Annotated in this window: 19 protein-coding genes; 11 read left to right on the plus strand and 8 right to left on the minus strand. The window is 60.2% G+C overall.

Annotation, left to right across the window (positions count from 1 at the left end):
- The first annotated feature begins 154 nt into the window (after window positions 1-154).
- The gene (gene thpR / locus OSJ75_RS06460; protein ID WP_250016381.1) at window positions 155-751 is read left to right on the plus strand and encodes an RNA 2',3'-cyclic phosphodiesterase; all 597 of its coding nucleotides are present in this window, start codon (window positions 155-157) and stop codon (window positions 749-751) included.
- On the opposite strand, the gene OSJ75_RS06465 is transcribed toward thpR, so the two are convergent.
- The gene (locus OSJ75_RS06465; protein ID WP_267227293.1) at window positions 703-1,188 is read right to left on the minus strand and encodes a low molecular weight protein-tyrosine-phosphatase; all 486 of its coding nucleotides are present in this window, start codon (window positions 1,186-1,188) and stop codon (window positions 703-705) included. The two genes, thpR and OSJ75_RS06465, sit on opposite strands and share 49 nt — an antisense overlap.
- Window positions 1,189-1,318: 130 nt before the next feature.
- Between OSJ75_RS06465 and OSJ75_RS06470 the strand changes: the two genes are divergently transcribed.
- The 4 genes from OSJ75_RS06470 to OSJ75_RS06485 all read left to right on the plus strand — a co-directional run bounded on the left by OSJ75_RS06470 (window position 1,319) and on the right by OSJ75_RS06485 (window position 4,260).
- On the plus strand, window positions 1,319-1,705 hold the full coding sequence (locus OSJ75_RS06470) for a YkvA family protein (RefSeq protein WP_250016377.1): 387 nt from the start codon (window positions 1,319-1,321) through the stop codon (window positions 1,703-1,705).
- A 265-nt stretch (window positions 1,706-1,970) separates the two neighbouring features.
- Complete coding sequence (locus OSJ75_RS06475) at window positions 1,971-2,474, plus strand: invasion associated locus B family protein (RefSeq protein WP_250016375.1); 504 nt, start codon at window positions 1,971-1,973, stop codon at window positions 2,472-2,474.
- Between the two features lie 127 nt (window positions 2,475-2,601).
- Entirely contained in the window at window positions 2,602-3,840 is a 1,239-nt protein-coding gene (gene rlmN, locus OSJ75_RS06480; RefSeq protein ID WP_371929545.1) for a 23S rRNA (adenine(2503)-C(2))-methyltransferase RlmN, read from the plus strand.
- A 3-nt stretch (window positions 3,841-3,843) separates the two neighbouring features.
- A complete protein-coding gene (locus tag OSJ75_RS06485) occupies window positions 3,844-4,260 on the plus strand; it encodes a hypothetical protein (protein WP_267227295.1) in 417 nt (138 codons plus the stop codon).
- A 6-nt stretch (window positions 4,261-4,266) separates the two neighbouring features.
- Here the strand turns inward: OSJ75_RS06485 and OSJ75_RS06490 are convergent, their stop codons facing one another.
- Complete coding sequence (locus tag OSJ75_RS06490) at window positions 4,267-4,911, minus strand: LysE family translocator (protein ID WP_250016370.1); 645 nt, start codon at window positions 4,909-4,911, stop codon at window positions 4,267-4,269.
- 180 nt (window positions 4,912-5,091) lie between these two features.
- Here OSJ75_RS06490 and OSJ75_RS06495 point away from each other — a divergent pair, with 180 nt between their 5' ends.
- Window positions 5,092-6,315, plus strand: coding sequence for an argininosuccinate synthase (locus OSJ75_RS06495; protein WP_250016368.1), 1,224 nt, complete (start codon window positions 5,092-5,094; stop codon window positions 6,313-6,315).
- Window positions 6,316-6,450: 135 nt separating this feature from the next.
- Entirely contained in the window at window positions 6,451-8,499 is a 2,049-nt protein-coding gene (locus OSJ75_RS06500; protein WP_267227296.1) for a M3 family metallopeptidase, read from the plus strand.
- A gap of 26 nt (window positions 8,500-8,525) precedes the next feature.
- Here OSJ75_RS06500 and OSJ75_RS06505 read toward each other — a convergent pair whose 3' ends face one another.
- Together OSJ75_RS06505 and OSJ75_RS06510 are read right to left on the minus strand one after the other, a co-directional pair.
- Entirely contained in the window at window positions 8,526-9,497 is a 972-nt protein-coding gene (locus OSJ75_RS06505; protein ID WP_416362525.1) for an alpha/beta fold hydrolase, read from the minus strand.
- Window positions 9,487-9,909 (minus strand): organic hydroperoxide resistance protein, encoded by a 423-nt coding sequence (locus OSJ75_RS06510; RefSeq protein ID WP_267227297.1) that lies wholly within the window; start codon window positions 9,907-9,909, stop codon window positions 9,487-9,489. Before OSJ75_RS06510 ends, OSJ75_RS06505 begins: the two co-directional genes overlap by 11 nt.
- A gap of 149 nt (window positions 9,910-10,058) precedes the next feature.
- Between OSJ75_RS06510 and OSJ75_RS06515 the strand changes: the two genes are divergently transcribed.
- Entirely contained in the window at window positions 10,059-10,517 is a 459-nt protein-coding gene (locus OSJ75_RS06515) for a MarR family winged helix-turn-helix transcriptional regulator (RefSeq protein ID WP_250016361.1), read from the plus strand.
- A 48-nt stretch (window positions 10,518-10,565) separates the two neighbouring features.
- On the opposite strand, the gene OSJ75_RS06520 is transcribed toward OSJ75_RS06515, so the two are convergent.
- The gene (locus tag OSJ75_RS06520) at window positions 10,566-11,600 is read right to left on the minus strand and encodes an aspartate-semialdehyde dehydrogenase (protein WP_250016359.1); all 1,035 of its coding nucleotides are present in this window, start codon (window positions 11,598-11,600) and stop codon (window positions 10,566-10,568) included.
- Between the two features lie 97 nt (window positions 11,601-11,697).
- Window positions 11,698-11,829, minus strand: coding sequence for a hypothetical protein (locus OSJ75_RS06525; RefSeq protein WP_256473217.1), 132 nt, complete (start codon window positions 11,827-11,829; stop codon window positions 11,698-11,700).
- 336 nt (window positions 11,830-12,165) lie between these two features.
- On the opposite strand from OSJ75_RS06525, the gene OSJ75_RS06530 reads away from it, so the two are divergent.
- The gene (locus OSJ75_RS06530) at window positions 12,166-14,052 is read left to right on the plus strand and encodes an MFS transporter (protein ID WP_250016348.1); all 1,887 of its coding nucleotides are present in this window, start codon (window positions 12,166-12,168) and stop codon (window positions 14,050-14,052) included.
- 62 nt (window positions 14,053-14,114) lie between these two features.
- On the opposite strand, the gene leuB is transcribed toward OSJ75_RS06530, so the two are convergent.
- Window positions 14,115-15,227, minus strand: coding sequence for a 3-isopropylmalate dehydrogenase (leuB, locus tag OSJ75_RS06535; RefSeq protein WP_267227298.1), 1,113 nt, complete (start codon window positions 15,225-15,227; stop codon window positions 14,115-14,117).
- Window positions 15,228-15,387: 160 nt separating this feature from the next.
- Entirely contained in the window at window positions 15,388-15,993 is a 606-nt protein-coding gene (leuD, locus tag OSJ75_RS06540; protein WP_250016343.1) for a 3-isopropylmalate dehydratase small subunit, read from the minus strand.
- Between the two features lie 143 nt (window positions 15,994-16,136).
- Between leuD and OSJ75_RS06545 the strand changes: the two genes are divergently transcribed.
- Window positions 16,137-17,018, plus strand: a complete 882-nt coding sequence (locus OSJ75_RS06545) for an HpcH/HpaI aldolase/citrate lyase family protein (protein ID WP_267227299.1) — start codon at window positions 16,137-16,139, stop codon at window positions 17,016-17,018.
- A gap of 34 nt (window positions 17,019-17,052) precedes the next feature.
- Window positions 17,053-17,262 (plus strand): DUF1737 domain-containing protein, encoded by a 210-nt coding sequence (locus OSJ75_RS06550; RefSeq protein ID WP_250016339.1) that lies wholly within the window; start codon window positions 17,053-17,055, stop codon window positions 17,260-17,262.
- Window positions 17,263-17,270: the final 8 nt, after the last annotated feature.

The raw sequence follows: 17,270 nt of genomic DNA on the forward strand, positions 1-17,270 counted from the left end.
CGTTACAGAAAACCCGGCCCCCCGCAGAAAACCCGGCCCTTGCAAAAAACAGTGTTCAATTTGTCGCGTCCCCAAAGAATATGAACTTACGGCTTGCCCGCGGCCGGGTTCGGTGATTCTCTAGTAACAGAACTCGATTCGGGGAGGATGCCTTATGCCGCGTCTCTTTACTGCCCTCGAAATTCCGCGCGATGCCGCTCTTTCGCTGTCATTGTTGCGCGGTGGGTTACCGGGAGCTCGATGGATCGACGTCGAGAACTACCACATCACCCTGCGATTCATCGGCGACGTCGAAGGCCATGTGGCCGACGAAGTTGCCAATGCGCTCGACCGTATCCGGCGGCCGGAATTCACCTTGCGCCTTGCGGGCGTCACCGCATTCGGCACCAAGAAGCCGCACAGTCTCGTGGCCTCCATCGTGCCCTCGCCCGATCTTCAGGCGCTGCACGCGGAAATCGAGCGGATCTGCCAGCGCCTGATGCTGCCGGCCGATGCCCGCAAGTTCACGCCGCATGTCACGCTGGCCCGTCTGCGCAATGTCCGCAGCGAGGAAGTCGCGCATTATCTTTCCTCGCGCGGCAATTTCTCCGCCTCTCCCTTTACCGTCAACCGCTTCGTGCTGATGTCGTCGCGGGATTCGGTCGGCGGCGGACCCTATGTCGTGGAAGAGGCATGGCCGCTCGAATCGCGCCGCTCTTCCTATCAGAACCGCGACAGCAGGCCTTTTGAAGCCGCGAGAACCATCCGGTAGACGTTTTCGAAATCCGTCTCGCCGCCATAATAGGGGTCCGGTATCTGTACCGCCGCACCGAGCGCGACCTGATGGAACAGTCCGGTGAGGGCGGGCGAGGACTGCGGGCGGCGACGTTCGATCGCCGTCATGTTGATCTGGTCCATGCCGAGGACGAGGTCGAACCTGTCGAAGTCTTCAGCGGTCAGCTGGCGGCACCTTTGGCCTGCAATATCAAGACCGTGGCGCCGCGCAACGGCGATCGAACGCGGATCCGGCGCTTCGCCCATGTGGTAGCCATTGGTGCCGGCTGAATCGATGTCGACATTCGCAGCCCGGCCCGATGCTTCGAGCACCGAGCGGAAGACGCCTTCTGCCAGCGGCGAACGGCAGATATTGCCGAGACAGACGAACAGGACCGAGCGCGCAGGGGTCGGATTCGCGAAGGTGGGGTTCATTGTGGTTTCCATGATGGATTTGGGCGATGGTGGATTGGACGAAGCGACGGACTTGCGCAGCTTCTTACGCCGTCCCATCTATAGCGGTAAACTGCTTCGGCAGGGATAATGGAGGTAAAGAGGTCTGGAAATGGACGACGTCAAGATCGGAGAAATTCTCGAGCCTGGAACCGAGCGCGAAAACGCTGCGCGTGAGGAGAAGGTGCGCGCGCGTTTCTGGCGGACGCTGCGCAAGGCTGCCGGGCACGTCCCTTTCCTGGACGAACTCGTCGCCGCCTATTTCTGCGCGCTCGATCCGGCGACGCCGACGCGGGTGCGTGGCATATTGCTGGCATCGCTAGCCTATTTCGTCCTTCCGCTCGACTTCATCCCCGACTTCGTCCTCGGCATCGGATTCGGCGACGACGCGGCGGTTTTGATGGCGGCCATTAGCGCCATCCGCACCAATATCACGCCGGCGCACCGTGCTGCAGCCAGGAAGGCGCTGGAGGATTTCAGCGGTTCCGAGAAGGCTTGACGCCGGGGTCCATCACAAGTCTGTGACCGTCCGCAGTCAAAGTCTCGCCGTTTTTCTTTGGCTGGTGTGGCTGTGTCGGACTTTGCTGCGGGATAAGACCGTGATTTCCTTGGCTCCAACAGATGCTTTTTTGACCTGTCTTCACCGTTTGGTAACCCAGATTAAGTCAAATTAAGACACGCGGACTGGATGGTGTAGCGCCCGAGTGGCCCTGCGCGCCCTTTCCGGTTCAGTATGCAACGAAATGATAAAACCGGTGGGTACAATGTTTGGAAAATCGATCGCAGCAGCGTCTGCGCTCATCCTTGGGCTGGCGGGAACTGCTCTGGCCCAAACCCCGAGTCAAATCAGCCAGTTCAACGCCTGGGGCGCCTATAGCTATCAGCAGGGCAAGGGCAAGGTTTGCTACGTATTGTCTGTTCCCGTCGATAAACAGCCCGCTCAGGTCGATCATGGCGACAATTTCTTCATGGTCAGCCAGAAGCCGGGCCAGAATGTCAGCTTCGAGCCGCAATTCAAGGCCGGCTACGACCTGCAGGAGAATTCCAAGGTTCTCGTCAAGATCGACAACCGGACCTTCTCGATGTTCACCAATGGCAGCCATGGCTGGATGGAAAATGCAGCCGAGGAGCCTCAGCTCGTCGCCGCCTTGCGTGCCGGCACGAACATGACCATCAATGCCGTTTCGAAGCGCGGCACCAAGACGAGCTATGCCTATTCGCTCAAGGGCGTGTCTGCCGCCTTGAAGGCAATCTCCGATTGTAAATAAGTTCTGCCACATTCCTGGGTTAGATGGGGTCCGGTTCCAGTCCGGGCCCCTTTGCTTTGTTCAGGGTGACGTAACGGCCGGAACGTGATATGAGCCGCGCTTTATAACAGAGCGACAGATTTTACCGATGTCCGTGACACTTGACCTGACACCATCACCGCTGCGGGAGAAGACCCGCGATGTGCGTCCTGCAATGGCAGCCGAAAAGCCGCCATTGATCGGCTTGTCGCGCGCCGAGATGGCGGAGGCGCTCGTCCAGATCGGCGTGCCGGAACGGCAGGTCAAGATGCGCGTGGCGCAGCTCTGGCATTGGCTCTATGTGCGCGGCGTCTCGGATTTCGCCGACATGCTGAACATATCGCGCGACATGCGCGAGCTTCTGGACCGGCACTTTACCATCAAGCGGCCGGAGATCGTCGAAGAGCAGATTTCGAACGACGGTACGCGCAAATGGCTCTTCCGCTTTCCCGCGCGCGGTGCGGGGCGTCCGGTGGAGATCGAGACCGTCTATATCCCGGAAGAAGGCCGTGGCACCCTGTGCATTTCGAGCCAGGTCGGCTGCACCCTCACCTGTTCCTTCTGCCATACGGGCACGCAGAAGCTCGTCCGCAACCTGACGAGCGAGGAAATCCTCTCGCAACTGCTCATCGCGCGCGATCGGCTGGGCGATTTTCCCGACCGCAACACGCCGGAAGGCGCCATCGTTCCGGCCGAGGGCCGCAAGGTGTCCAACATCGTCATGATGGGCATGGGCGAGCCGCTCTATAATTTCGAGAATGTAAAGAAGGCGCTGCTCATTGCATCGGACGGCGATGGCCTGTCGCTTTCGAAGCGCCGCATCACCCTGTCGACGTCCGGTGTCGTCCCGGAGATCTATCGCACCGGCGAGGAGATCGGCGTGATGCTGGCCATTTCGCTGCACGCGGTGAAGGACGATTTGCGCGACATGCTCGTTCCGATCAACAAGAAATATCCGTTGAAGGAACTCCTGGACGCCTGCCGCGCCTATCCGAGCCTTTCCAATTCGAAACGCATCACCTTCGAATATGTGATGCTGAAGGGCGTCAACGATTCGCTCGACGATGCCAGGGAGCTGGTGCGGCTGCTGAAGGGCATTCCGGCGAAGATCAACCTGATCCCCTTCAATCCATGGCCCGGCGTCAATTACCAATGTTCCGATTGGGAGCAGATCGAGAAATTCGCCGATTACGTCAACAATGCCGGCTATGCCTCGCCGATCCGCACGCCGCGCGGCCGCGATATCCTCGCCGCCTGCGGCCAGCTGAAATCGGAATCCGAGCGGATGAAAAAGACCGAGCGTCTGGCTTTCGAGGCGGCGATGATCGCCGGGCACGGTGAGGATTAGCGCGTGTTGCACTATCTGACACGGCTCACGCTCATCGTCTTCGGCTTCGTCGCCGCGATACTGGCCGCCTCGCTGTTCCTCAATGCGCTGTTGATCGGCAGCAGCGAATGGGCGGGCGGCGACGCGACCTTCTATTACCTGACCATTCCGGCCTTTGCCGCGGCGATCGGCTATAGCGTCTTCGTTCCGGCGGCGATCATCATTGTCTATGCCGAGCTCACCGCATGGCGGGACTGGCTGTTCTACACCATAGGCGGTGCAGCGGCCTCCGTCATCATCATCGTCTGGAAATGGCGCCCGCAGACCGAGGATGTCAGCACCTTCGCGGCCATTCTCGCCACCGGCATCATTGGCGGCTTCGTCTACTGGATGGTTTCAGGCCGCAGCGCCGGCCTGTTCGACAACGCCCGGGCGTCGTAATTCACGCTATTTTGCCTGCGCCAGCAGTATCTTGGCCGCAAAGGCCGAGAATACGCCCGCAAACAGCCAGTCGGTGGCGCGGGTCACGGTCGGATTCTTGCGCAGCAGCCGCGAAAACCTGTCGGCAGCGATGATCATCGGCGCGACGACCGGCAAGGACATCGGGATGAACAGCAGCCCGAGGAAGAACAGCTTGCCCGGCGCATGCGGATCGCTTGCCGAGACGAACTGCGGCAGGAAGGTCATGAAGAACAGGATGATCTTCGGGTTCAGCAGATTGATGCCGAGGCCGGTGAGCCAGTTCTGGAACAGCGAATGCGACGGCCCGCCGCCTTTCTTCTCCGGCGAGAAGGCCGAGCCGTGGCGAATGGCCTGGTAAGCGAGCCAGACGAGATAGCCCGCCCCGACGACCTTCAGCACCAGAAAGGCCGTTGGCGAGGCGACGATGAGCGCCGAAAGGCCAATGGCGACCATGGTCGTATGGATGACGACGCCGGTACAAGCGCCCATGAGGCAGGAAAAGCCGGCGGCCCTCCCCTCGGACAGGGCGCGGCCGACAAACAGCGTCATGTCCGGCCCGGGCGTGATGGACAGCACGAAAGTGGCCAGCGCAAACTGCATGATGATCGGCCAATCAGGAATGAAATTCATTCGTACCTCCAGCAAATTCGCCGGAAACTAACGCGAAACCGATAGCAGCGCCATCGCTATTTTGTGCCCCGCCGACCCTGCTCATCCGCCGCCGATCTTGCCAAGCGCGGCCCAAATGCTACAAGACCGGCAAATGATTATGCCGGTGGAGCCACGGCCGGTCGAAAGCAGGAAAACACAATGAACAAATGGAAAGACGTCAAGAAGGTCGTGCTTGCCTATTCGGGCGGTCTCGATACATCGATCATCCTGAAATGGTTGCAGACGGAACTCGGCGCGGAAGTCGTTACCTTCACCGCCGATCTCGGCCAGGGCGAGGAGCTGGAGCCGGCACGCAAGAAGGCCGAAATGCTCGGCATCAAGGAAATCTACATCGAGGACGTGCGCGAGGAATTCGTCCGCGACTTCGTCTTTCCAATGTTCCGCGCCAATGCGGTCTATGAGGGTGTCTACCTGCTGGGCACGTCCATAGCACGCCCGCTCATCTCGAAGCATCTGGTCGATATCGCCGCGCGCACCGGCGCGGACGCCATCGCCCATGGCGCGACCGGCAAGGGCAACGACCAGGTGCGGTTCGAGCTCTCGGCCTATGCGCTGAACCCCGACATCAAGGTGATCGCACCCTGGCGCGACTGGTCGTTCAAATCCCGGACGGATCTGCTCGAATTCGCCCGCGAGCACCAGATTCCGATCGCCAAGGACAAGCTCGGCGAGGCGCCGTTCTCCGTCGACGCCAATCTTCTGCATTCCTCTTCCGAAGGCAAGGTTCTGGAAGATCCCTGGCAGGAGGCGCCGGAATATGTGCACCAGCGCACGATTTCGCCGATGGAGGCGCCCGACAAGGTGACCGAAATCGAGATCGCCTTCGAAAAGGGCGATGCGGTTGCCATTGACGGCAAGCCCCTGTCGCCGGCAACCCTGCTCAAGACGCTCAACGATCTCGGCCGCGACAATGGTATCGGCAGGCTCGACCTGGTGGAAAACCGCTTCGTCGGCATGAAGTCGCGTGGCGTCTACGAGACGCCGGGCGGCACGATATTGCTCGCGGCGCACCGTGCGATGGAGTCGATCACGCTCGATCGCGGCGCGGCGCATCTGAAGGACGAGTTCATGCCGCGCTATGCGGAACTGATCTATAATGGCTTCTGGTATTCGCCGGAGCGCGAAATGCTCCAGGCGATGATCGACCGGAGCCAGGAGGATGTCGAAGGAACCGTGCGCCTGAAACTCTACAAGGGCAATGTCATGGTCTGCGGCCGCAAGTCCGACAAGTCGCTCTATTCCGATGCACTGGTGACATTCGAGGACGATCGCGGTGCCTATGACCAGAAGGATGCCGCCGGCTTCATCCGCTTGAACGCCCTGCGCCTGCGCACTCTCGCCGCCCGCAAGCGCGGCAGCTGAACGCAAGGGGGCGGGCCGCCTGTGCCTGCCCTCTTGCCTCTGCGGCGATTATACCTACCTTGCTGATAGTCCTGCTGCGGTGCTGCCACGGCGGGATAGCCTGAAAAGCCTCAAATCATCCAGATGGAGTTCGCCATGTGCGCTGCCCGACCAGCCGTCAACACCGCCCTGTTCGATTGGACCGGACCGCTGGGGCTTCCCGATTTCACGGCATTCAGCGACGCGGATTTCGGGCCTGCCTTCGACATGGCGCTGGCCAGCGATCTTCAGGACATAGAGGCAATCATCTCGCATCCCGAAGCGCCGACGGTCGAGAACACGCTCAAGCAACTGCAATTGTCTGGCCATGCCCTGGACCGGATCTCGTCGATATTCTGGATGCGCGCCGGCGCGCACACCAATGATCAAATCCAGGCGATGGAGCGTGAGATTGCGCCAAAGATGGCGCGGCATTCATCTTCCATCATGATGAATCCAAAGCTTTTCGCCCGCATCGACTCGCTCTATGAGCAGCGCGATCTGCTTGGGCTCGACCCGGAAACCGATCGCGTACTGGCAGAAACCTGGAAAGGCTTCGTGCGCAGCGGCGCGCGGCTGGACGAACAGGGCAAGGCAAGGCTTGCGGACATCAATGAACGGCTGGCCGGCCTCGGTGCACGCTTCGGGCAGAATGTACTGAAGGACGAGGCGGAATGGGCGCTGTTCCTGGAAAGCGAGGACGAACTGGCCGGCCTTCCGGATTTCGTGCGCGATGCCATGCGCGGCGCGTCGGAGGAACGCGGCCGACCCGACGCATGGGCAGTGACGCTGTCGCGCTCCATCATCGAACCGTTCCTGTCCTTTTCGGAAAACCGCACCCTGCGCGAGAAGGCGTTCCGCGCCTGGGCGGCAAGGGGCGAAAATGGCGGCGAGACAGACAATGTCGCCATCGTCGCCGAGATGGTGGCGTTGCGCACGGAGAAGGCCCGGCTTCTCGGCTATGGCAGTTTTGCTGCCTACAAGCTCGACAATACGATGGCCAAGACGCCGAAGGCCGTCATGGACCTGCTGGAGCCTGTCTGGGAACGGGCCAAGGCGCGGGCCGGCGAGGAGCAGGCGGAGCTGCAAAGGCTGATCGCGGCGGAAGGGCGCAATCACCAGGTCGAACCCTGGGATTGGCGCTATTATGCGGAAAAGCTGCGCAATGAGAAATTCTCCTTCGACGAGGCCGAGCTGAAACCCTACCTGCAGCTCGAGAAGATCATCGATGCCTGTTTCGACGTCGCGACGCGGCTGTTCGGCATCACGTTCAAGGAGAGGAGCGGCGTTCCGCTCTGGCATCCCGACGTGCGCGTATGGCAGGTGTTCAACCCCGACGGCACTGAGCGCGGCGTGTTCCTCGGCGATTATTTCAACCGGCAGTCGAAGCGGTCCGGCGCGTGGATGAGCGCGCTGCAATCCCAGCACAGGCTGGACGGCGAGCAGAAGCCGATCATCTACAATGTCATGAACTTCGCCAAGCCGCCAAAGGGCGAGCCGGCGCTGCTCTCCCTCGACGGCGCGCGCACCCTGTTCCACGAATTCGGCCATGCCTTGCATGGACTGTTGTCCGACGTGACCTGGCCGGCGGTATCCGGCACTTCGGTGGCGCGCGATTTCGTCGAGCTTCCGTCGCAACTCTACGAACATTGGCTGACGACGCCCGCCATTCTCGAGCAGTTCGCCATCCATTATCGCACCGGCCAGCCGATGCCGAAGGCGCTTCTGGACAAGGTGATCGCGGCCCAGACCTTCAATGCCGGCTTCAATACGGTGGAATTCACCGCTTCCGCCCTGGTGGACATGGCGTTTCACGCCGGCGATGCGCCGACCTCCGATCCCATCGCATTCGAGGCGGAAGCATTGAAGCGTCTCGCCATGCCCGAAGCGATCATCATGCGCCACCGCACGCCGCATTTCACCCATGTGTTCTCGGGCGATGGCTATTCGGCAGGCTACTACTCCTACATGTGGTCGGAAGTCCTTGATGCCGACGCCTTCAAGGCATTCGAGGAGACCGGCGACGTATTCAATGCAGAACTCGCTGCCAAGTTGAAGAAACATATCTATGCCGCGGGAGGCAGCAGAGATCCCGAGGATCTCTACAAGGCCTTCCGCGGCAGGATGCCATCACCCGAAGCAATGATCGAGAAGCGCGGGCTCTAATAGCTCGCTCTTCCCGTAGCTCGACCTCAGGACCTGGCGAAAGCCAGCAGGTCCCTGTTGAGCTGGTCCTTATGTGTGGTGGCCAGGCCATGCGGGGCGCCCGGATAGACTTTCAGTTCGGCGCCCTTGACGAGCTTGGCGGCTTTGTGGGCGGAAGCGGCAATCGGCACGATCTGGTCGTCATCGCCGTGGACGATCAATGTCGGCACGTCGAACTTCTTCAAATCCTCGGTGAAATCGGTTTCCGAGAAGGCCTTGATGCAATCGAGCTCGTTCTTCAGCCCACCCTGCATGCCCTGCAGCCAGAATGCTTCGCGCATGCCGTCCGATACTTTCGCACCTGGCCGGTTGGCGCCGTAGAACGGTATCGTCAGATCCTTGAAGAACTGCGAGCGATCCGCCGTCACGCCATCGCGGATGCCGTTGAACACATCGATCGGCAGGCCTTCCGGATTGGCCTCGGTCTTGAGCATGATCGGAGGGACGGCGCCGACGAGCACGGCCTTGGCCACGCGCCTGGTGCCATGGCGACCGATATAACGGGCCACCTCGCCACCGCCGGTGGAGTGTCCGACCATGATCGCGTCCTTCAGGTCCAGCTTTTCGAACAACTCCGCCAGATCGTCCGCATATTGATCCATATGGTTTCCATCCCAGCTCTGGCCGGAACGCCCATGGCCGCGCCGATCATGGGCGATGACGCGATAACCGTTCAATCCGAGAAAGACCATCTGGTCTTCCCAGGCGTCGGCCGTCAGCGGCCAGCCATGGCTGAACACCACCGGCTGCCCCGTGCCCCAGTCCTTGTAGTAGATTTCCGTGCCGTCCTTGGTGTTGAAGCGGGCCATGGTCCTGTTTCCTTTCGGGGTTTCGCTGTTGATAGTGGATGTGGCTGCCGTTCCCGGCAGGGCGACCATGGCCGCAAGACCGGCGCTGGCCGCGAGGAAGGAACGGCGCGTTGCGAGATGCGAAGCCGTCATATCCGCCTCACGCGACATCTATGCGAACAGCCAGATTGCTGCGCGTGGCTTCCGAATAGGGGCAGACGATATGGGCTTCGTCGGCAAGCTCCCTTGCGACATTGCCTTCGATGCCGGGTACCGACACCTTGAGCGCGACGTCGAGCCCGAAGCCCTTACCGTCAGCGCGCGGTCCGATGCCCACAGTGGCGGTGACGGAAGTCTCCTCCGACAATTTGATCTTGCGCTTCGAGGCAACGAATTTCAGGGCGCCGAGAAAGCATGCCGAGTAGCCGGCCGCGAACAGCTGCTCGGGGTTGGTTCCCTCGGCTCCATTGCCGCCCAGTTCCTTTGGCGTCGAAAGCGTGACAGCCAGCCGTCCATCGACGCTCCTGGCGTTTCCGTCGCGACCACCGGTTGCCGTCGCTTCAGTCGTATAAAGAATGCTCATCGTCCTGGTCCTTTGCTTGGTTGGTATGGCTATTAAATTGCACAAAATTAAATTGTGTGCAATAGATAATTTGCACGTGATGCTAAATTAAATGATGTGCAATCGAAATCGGTCGATTATGCTGGTCGATCATTGAACGGAGCGGACAAATGCGCGATGCGGGCGAGAGCAATCTCAAACTCGAAAATTTTCTTTGCTTTGCCATCTATTCGACGGCGAATGCGCTGACGCGGGCCTATCAGCCTCGTTTGGCGGCGCTGAACCTGACCTACCCGCAATATCTCGTCATGGTGGTATTGTGGGAGCAGAAAAACCAGGCCGTAAAATCGATCGGCGAGAAGCTCGGGCTCGACTCCGGAACGCTCACGCCCCTGTTGAAGCGGCTGGAGATTGCGGGACTGATTACCCGCACCCGCGACCGCAGCGACGAGCGACAGGTGCTGATCGGCCTCACCGATGCAGGAGAAGCCATGCGCGAAAAGGCAGAATCCGTACCGCTGGCAATGGGAAAGGCCTTCGGTTGCTCGATGGGCGAGGCAAAGACGCTGAGGGCCGAGCTGATGGAGCTGCGGCAGAAGCTGATCGCCAGCATAGATGACGCAAAATGAAAAAGGGCGCCAAGAGACGCCCTTTCAAGTGATTGAACTGAAAACCGCCTAGGCCGCGATCTGCTTGGGCTGGATCAGCCCCCGTGCGACCAGCAACTCGGCGATCTGTATCGTGTTCAGTGCCGCGCCCTTGCGCAGATTGTCGGAAACAACCCACAGCGAAAGTCCGTTTTCGACCGTGATGTCCTCGCGAATGCGTGAAATATAGGTCGCATCCTCGCCTGCAGCCTCATAGGGCGTGATATAGCCGGCATCTTCGCGGCGATCGACGACCAGGCAGCCTGGAGCATTGGACAGGATCTCCCGCGCCTCCTCCGCGCTCATCGGCGCGTCGAATTCGATGTTCACGGCTTCCGAATGGCCGATGAACACCGGCACGCGGACGCAGGTCGCGGTCAGCTTGATCTTCGGATCCAGCATCTTCTTGGTTTCCGCCACCATCTTCCACTCTTCCTTCGTATTGCCGTCTTCCATGAAGACGTCGATATGAGGAATGACGTTGAACGCGATGCGCTTGGTAAACTTCTTGGCCGTTACCGGATCGGCGACGAACACGGCCCGCGACTGTTCGAACAGCTCATCCATGCCCTCCTTGCCGGCACCGGATACCGACTGGTAGGTAGAGACGACGACGCGCTTGATGCGGGCCCGGTCGTGCAGCGGCTTCAAGGCCACGACGAGCTGCGCCGTGGAGCAGTTCGGATTGGCTATGATGTTCTTCTTGGAGAAGCCGGAAATCGCGTCGGGATTGACCTCCGGGACGATCAGCGGAACGTTGGAATCGTAGCGCCAGGCCGACGAATTGTCGATGACGACACAGCCCTGCGCGCCGATCTTCGGCGACCATTCCTTGGAGACATTGCCGCCGGCCGACATCAGGCAGATATCCGTGTCCGAAAAGTCATAATTGTCGAGCGCGCGCACCTTCAACGTCTTGTCGCCGAAGGAAACTTCCGTGCCCTGCGAACGCCGCGAGGCCAGCGGCACCACTTCACTGACCGGGAAGCCGCGCTCTTCCAGTATCGTCAGCATCTCGCGGCCCACATTGCCCGTGGCGCCGACTACTGCAACCTTGAAACTCATTTTGTGTCTCCTGTCCCTCTCCGCTTGTGCAAACCCGCCGGCCACCGCGGGTCTCGCCCCGGGCCGGACCCGGGAGGGGCGAGCAGGCCAAGGGAAATCAGACCGTTTTGATGGTCGTTTTAACAGTCGGTTTGGCCGAAATGGTGATCGAAGGAGCAGACATGCCGATGCAGCCGGCATGAATGCCGCCGCCCTTTGCCGAAAATAGCGCTGTCGATTCGCTACGCACGCTGGTCTCCTTGTCCGCCTGTGCTTGTACGCACTTTCCCAAAAGAGTCAATTGCATGTTTAAACAGCAAGAATATGTCGCGTTACGCACAATTTTAGACATTTACCCCAAGAAGCGGGCTTTGCTTTCTTCAATAATTGGACAACAATTCGCCTGTTCGATGGGTAGATGACCTTGAGGGGAAAGATAATCCGGAGGACGTTGACCAGTACATGATCATTTGAATGCTCTCGCGAACAGAAGATCATGGCTAACATCGGCGTTGGAGGGGACCAAGCGGAGATATCGGAGTGAAATCCCCTTTGGCTTAACTGCAGTTTTCTGGGAGGAAACGAAATGGCATCCACAACCGTAGCCGACGATTCTCGGCGAGGTATGACGCGAGAGGAGAAGAAAGTCATCTTCGCCTCGTCGCTCGGCACCGTCTTCGAATGGTACGACTTCTATCTTTACGGCTCACTGGCGGCCTTTATCGGCACGGCCTTCTTCAGCGAATATCCTGAAGCGACACGCAACATCTTTGCCCTGCTGGCATTTGCCGCCGGCTTCCTCGTGCGGCCCTTCGGTGCATTGGTCTTCGGCCGGATCGGCGATCTCGTCGGCCGCAAATATACCTTCCTCGTCACGATCCTGATCATGGGTCTGTCCACCTTCCTGGTGGGCGTGCTTCCCGGCTCCGCAAGCTGGGGCATCGCCGCGCCGATCATTCTGCTGCTGCTGCGCATGCTGCAAGGCCTGGCGCTCGGCGGTGAGTATGGTGGTGCTGCCACCTATGTGGCCGAACATGCGCCCAGCAACAGGCGCGGCTACTACACGTCGTGGATCCAGACGACCGCCACGCTCGGCCTGTTCCTGTCGCTCATCGTCATTCTGGTGATCCAGAACTGGCTCGGCAAGGAAGCCTTCGCCGCCTGGGGCTGGCGCGTTCCCTTCATCCTTTCCTTCGTCCTCCTCGGCGTCTCGGTCTGGATCCGGCTTTCGCTGAGTGAATCGCCGACCTTCCAGCGCATGAAGGAAGAGGGCAAGGGGTCCAAGGCACCGCTATCCGAAGCCTTCGGCCAATGGAAGAATGCAAAGCTGGCCCTGCTCGCCCTTTTCGGCCTCACCGCCGGCCAGGCCGTCGTGTGGTATTCCGGCCAGTTCTACGCGCTGTTCTTCCTCCAGAACGTGCTCAAGGTCGACGGCCAGTCAGTCAACATCATGATCGCGATCGCACTTCTTCTCGGCACCGGCTTCTTCGTCTTCTTCGGCTGGCTGTCGGACAAGATCGGGCGCAAGCCGATCATCATGGCCGGCCTTGCCCTGGCGATCCTCACCTACTTCCCGCTGTTCAAGGCGCTGACCTGGGCTGCCAATCCAGCCCTCGCCCAGGCGCAGGATACGGTTCGGGCAACTGTCACCGCCGCTCCCGGCGATTGCAACTTCCAGTTCAATCCGGTCGGCACACGCAAGCCGGTGACTTCCTGCGATATCGCCACCGACTTCCTCGCCAAGAGCTCGATCCCCTATGACATCGCGGCGACTGCTCCGGCAGGAACTCCCGCCAAGGTGACGATCGGCAGCGAAACGGTGGAATCCTATGACGCCGCTGCGGCTGGTGCCGATGTTGCCGCCAAGGACGCAGCATTGAAGAAGGGCATCAACGTCGCATTGCAGGATGCAGGCTATCCGCTGGTGCGCGACCCGGTAAAGGTGGTGGACTCAAAGCTCGATGCACTGGTTGCCGCCAATCCCAAGCTTGCGCTGGACGCGGCAGCTATCCGCGGCGGTGAAAAGTCCATGGTTCCGGTCGATCAGGCCGTAAAGGACAAGCTGATCACCGCCGAAGAGGCGGCGGGCGCCACCGAGGTTCCGGTCTACACCGTGCCGGGCGCCGGCGCCTTCAAGATGGTGGCGGATCCTGCTGGGGTGAACTGGATCATGACCATCGGCATATTGTTCATCCTGGTCCTCTACGTGACCATGGTCTATGGGCCCATTGCCGCAATCCTGGTGGAAATGTTCCCGACCCGCATCCGCTATACCGGCATGTCCCTGCCCTATCATATCGGCAATGGCTGGTTCGGCGGACTGCTTCCGGCAACCGTGTTCGCGATGAGTGCCGCGAAGGGCGATATCTATTATGGCCTCTGGTACCCCATCGTCATCGCAGCGATGACGCTGGTCATCGGCCTGCTCTTCGTTCGCGATACGAAGGACACCGACCTGCACGAAGTAGAATAGTCGGCCCACTAACGAAAAAGCCCGGCGCGATCGCTCGCGCCGGGCTTTTTTTCATGCGTGCCTCAGGCTGCCAGTGCCTTGAACCTGGCCAGGATGGCATCGCCCATTTCGGTAGTGCCTACCTTGGTCTTGCCTTCGGACATGATGTCGGCCGTGCGGATGCCATCATCAAGGACCGCCGCGATTGCCGCTTCAAGCCGGTCGGCCTCGGCCGTCATGTTGAAGGAATAGCGCAGGCACATGGCAAAGGAAGCGATCATGGCGATCGGATTGGCTGCGCCTGTTCCGGCAATATCGGGCGCCGAACCATGGACGGGCTCGTAAAGCGCCTTGCGGCTGCCGGTCTTCGGGTCGGGAGCGCCGAGCGACGCCGACGGCAGCATGCCAAGCGAGCCGGTCAACATGGCGGCGATATCGGAAAGCATGTCGCCGAAGAGATTGTCCGTGACGATGACGTCGAATTGCTTGGGCCAGCGCACCAATTGCATGCCACCGGCATCCGCCAGCATGTGGTCGAGCGTGACATCGGCATATTTCTCCTTGTGCGTCGCGGTCACGACCTCATTCCACAGCACGCCGGACTTCATGACGTTGCGCTTCTCCATGGACGTGACCTTGTTGCGGCGGGTGCGCGCAAGCTCGAATGCGACGCCGGAAATCCGCTCGATCTCGTAAGTGTCGTAGACCTGCGTGTCGATGCCGCGCTTCTGCCCGTTGCCGAGATCGCGGATCTCCTTGGGCTCGCCGAAATAGACGCCGCCGGTCAATTCGCGCACGATCAGAATATCGAGCCCTTCGACGACCTCCTTCTTCAGCGACGACGAGTCGGCCAGCGCCGGATAGCAGATGGCGGGACGAAGATTGGCGAAAAGCTCCATGTCCTTGCGCAGGCGCAGCAAGCCGGCTTCGGGCCGCACATCATAGGGCACGCTGTCCCATTTCGGACCGCCGACCGCCCCAAACAGGACTGCGTCGGAAGCCAGGGCCTTCTGCATGTCCTCATCTGAGATCGCCTTGCCATGCGCGTCATAGGCCGAACCGCCGACAAGGCCCTCATCCAGTTCGAAGCCGCTCTTCAACTCGGCATTCATATAGGCAATGATTTTCCGGACTTCGGCCATAGCCTCTGGCCCGATGCCGTCACCAGGAAGAAGAAAGAGCTTTTTGGATGCCATGTCGTGAGACCTCGTGTCGTTCGGTAAGGATGAATGGCGCGTGTTTAGCGCAATCTGAGCAAAGAAGAAAAGCACCCGGCGAAATAATCTTGTGCCCGGGAGTTTCCGTGGCCGGCGGAGCGCATAAAAAAACCCGGCCAGGCCGGGTTTTTGAGAGCGATTATGCCCAGGGGTGGCGCTGCGCGTTGAGCGCTTCGAAATTGTCGATCTTCGCAGCCTTCTCCATGGTAAGGCCGATATCATCGAGGCCGTTCAGCATGCAGTAACGGCGGAACTCGTCGAGGTCGAAATTGATCGTGCCGCCATCCGGACCCTGGATCGTCAACGCCTCCAGATCGATCGACAGGGTGGCGTTGGCGCCACGCTGCGCATCGTCCATGAGCTTGTCCAGGTCTTCCTGGCTGACGCGAATGGGCAAAATGCCATTCTTGAAGCAGTTATTGTAGAAAATATCGGCGAAGCTGGTGGAAATGACGCAGCGGATACCGAAATCCAGCAGCGCCCAGGGCGCATGCTCGCGGCTCGAACCACAGCCGAAATTGTCGCCGGCGACGAGGATCTGCGCATTCCGGTAGGCCGGCTTGTTGAGGACGAAGTCGGGATTCTCCGTACCATCCTCATTATAGCGCATTTCGGCAAACAGACCTTTTCCGAGTCCGGTGCGCTTGATCGTCTTGAGATAATCCTTGGGGATGATCATGTCCGTATCGACATTGACGATGGGCAACGGAGCGGCCACGCCGGTGAGATGGGTAAATTTATCCATAATGCCTGCCTGCAGATCTCATAAATTGTGTAGGCCTTGGCTTTACACCAGCTTGGCCGCGAAGCAAAGCATTTCGCTTGTCCTGCCCTGCCGCAGGAGCCTTTGCTCTTGTGTCGGAGGCGCAATCAGGGCAGAAATCGATCATGACTCCGATCTATCGCCCGCGCCGTTCCGTGCTTTATGTCCCCGCTTCGAATGCAAGAGCCATGGCGAAAGCGTCGTCCCTCGACGTCGATTGCGTCATCTACGACCTCGAGGATGCCGTCGCTCCCGAGAGCAAGGAGGATGCGCGCGAGGCGCTGCGCGATCATTTCACCGCCAGCAAGACTGCCGGTTTCGAGCGCATTGTCCGGATCAATCATCTGTCGAGCCAATGGGGCAGCGAAGACCTGCTGGCGGCCCGCGCCTGCAAGCCGGATGCGATCCTCCTGCCGAAGGTGGAGATGCCGCAGGACGTCACCGCCGTCGCGGAAGTTCTCGACGAGACCGACGCATCGGAGAATATCCGTCTTTGGGCGATGATCGAGACGCCGCGCGGCATTCTCAACAGCGACGAGATCGCCGAGCTCGGCTTGCGCTCCGCCGCACGGCTCGAATGTTTCGTCGTCGGCACGAATGATATCGCCAGGGAGACAAGAACGCGCCTGGAGCCCGGCCGCGCCGGCTTTCTCCCCTGGCTGATGCAGATATTGCTATGCGCACGCGCCGGAAAGCTCGATGTCATCGACGGCGTGTTCAATGATTATTCCAACATGGACGGTTTTATCGCCGAATGCGCGCAGGCCGCTGCGCTGGGCTTTGACGGCAAGACGCTCATCCACCCTACGCAGATTCCCGGCGCCAACGCCGCCTTTGCGACCAGCCCCGCCGAGATTGCAGCGGCAGAGAAGATCGTGGCCGCCTTCGCGCTGCCGGAGAACGGCGGCTCGGGCGCGATTGGCCTCGACGGCCGCATGGTCGAGAGGATGCATCTTGATATGGCGCAGCGGACCCTCGCCAAATCAGGTCGGAAGTTACCGCAATGACGGCAGACCGCATGCCGCACAGAGGAGCAGTGAAATGAAACTATATCGCTTTCTGACAGGGCCGGACGATTCGAGCTTCTGCCACAAGGTGACGGCCGCCCTCAACAAGGGCTGGCATATTTACGGGTCGCCGACCTATGCGTTCAACTCCGTAACCGGCGTGATGCAGTGCGGCCAGGCCGTCGTCAAGGATGTCGATGGCGTCGATTACGAGCCGGGAAGCACCAAGCTCAGCGACTACTGAGTCCATGA

Origin of the sequence: Phyllobacterium sp. 0TCS1.6A (genome assembly GCF_026420825.1) — a bacterium.
GTDB lineage: Bacteria > Pseudomonadota > Alphaproteobacteria > Rhizobiales > Rhizobiaceae > Phyllobacterium.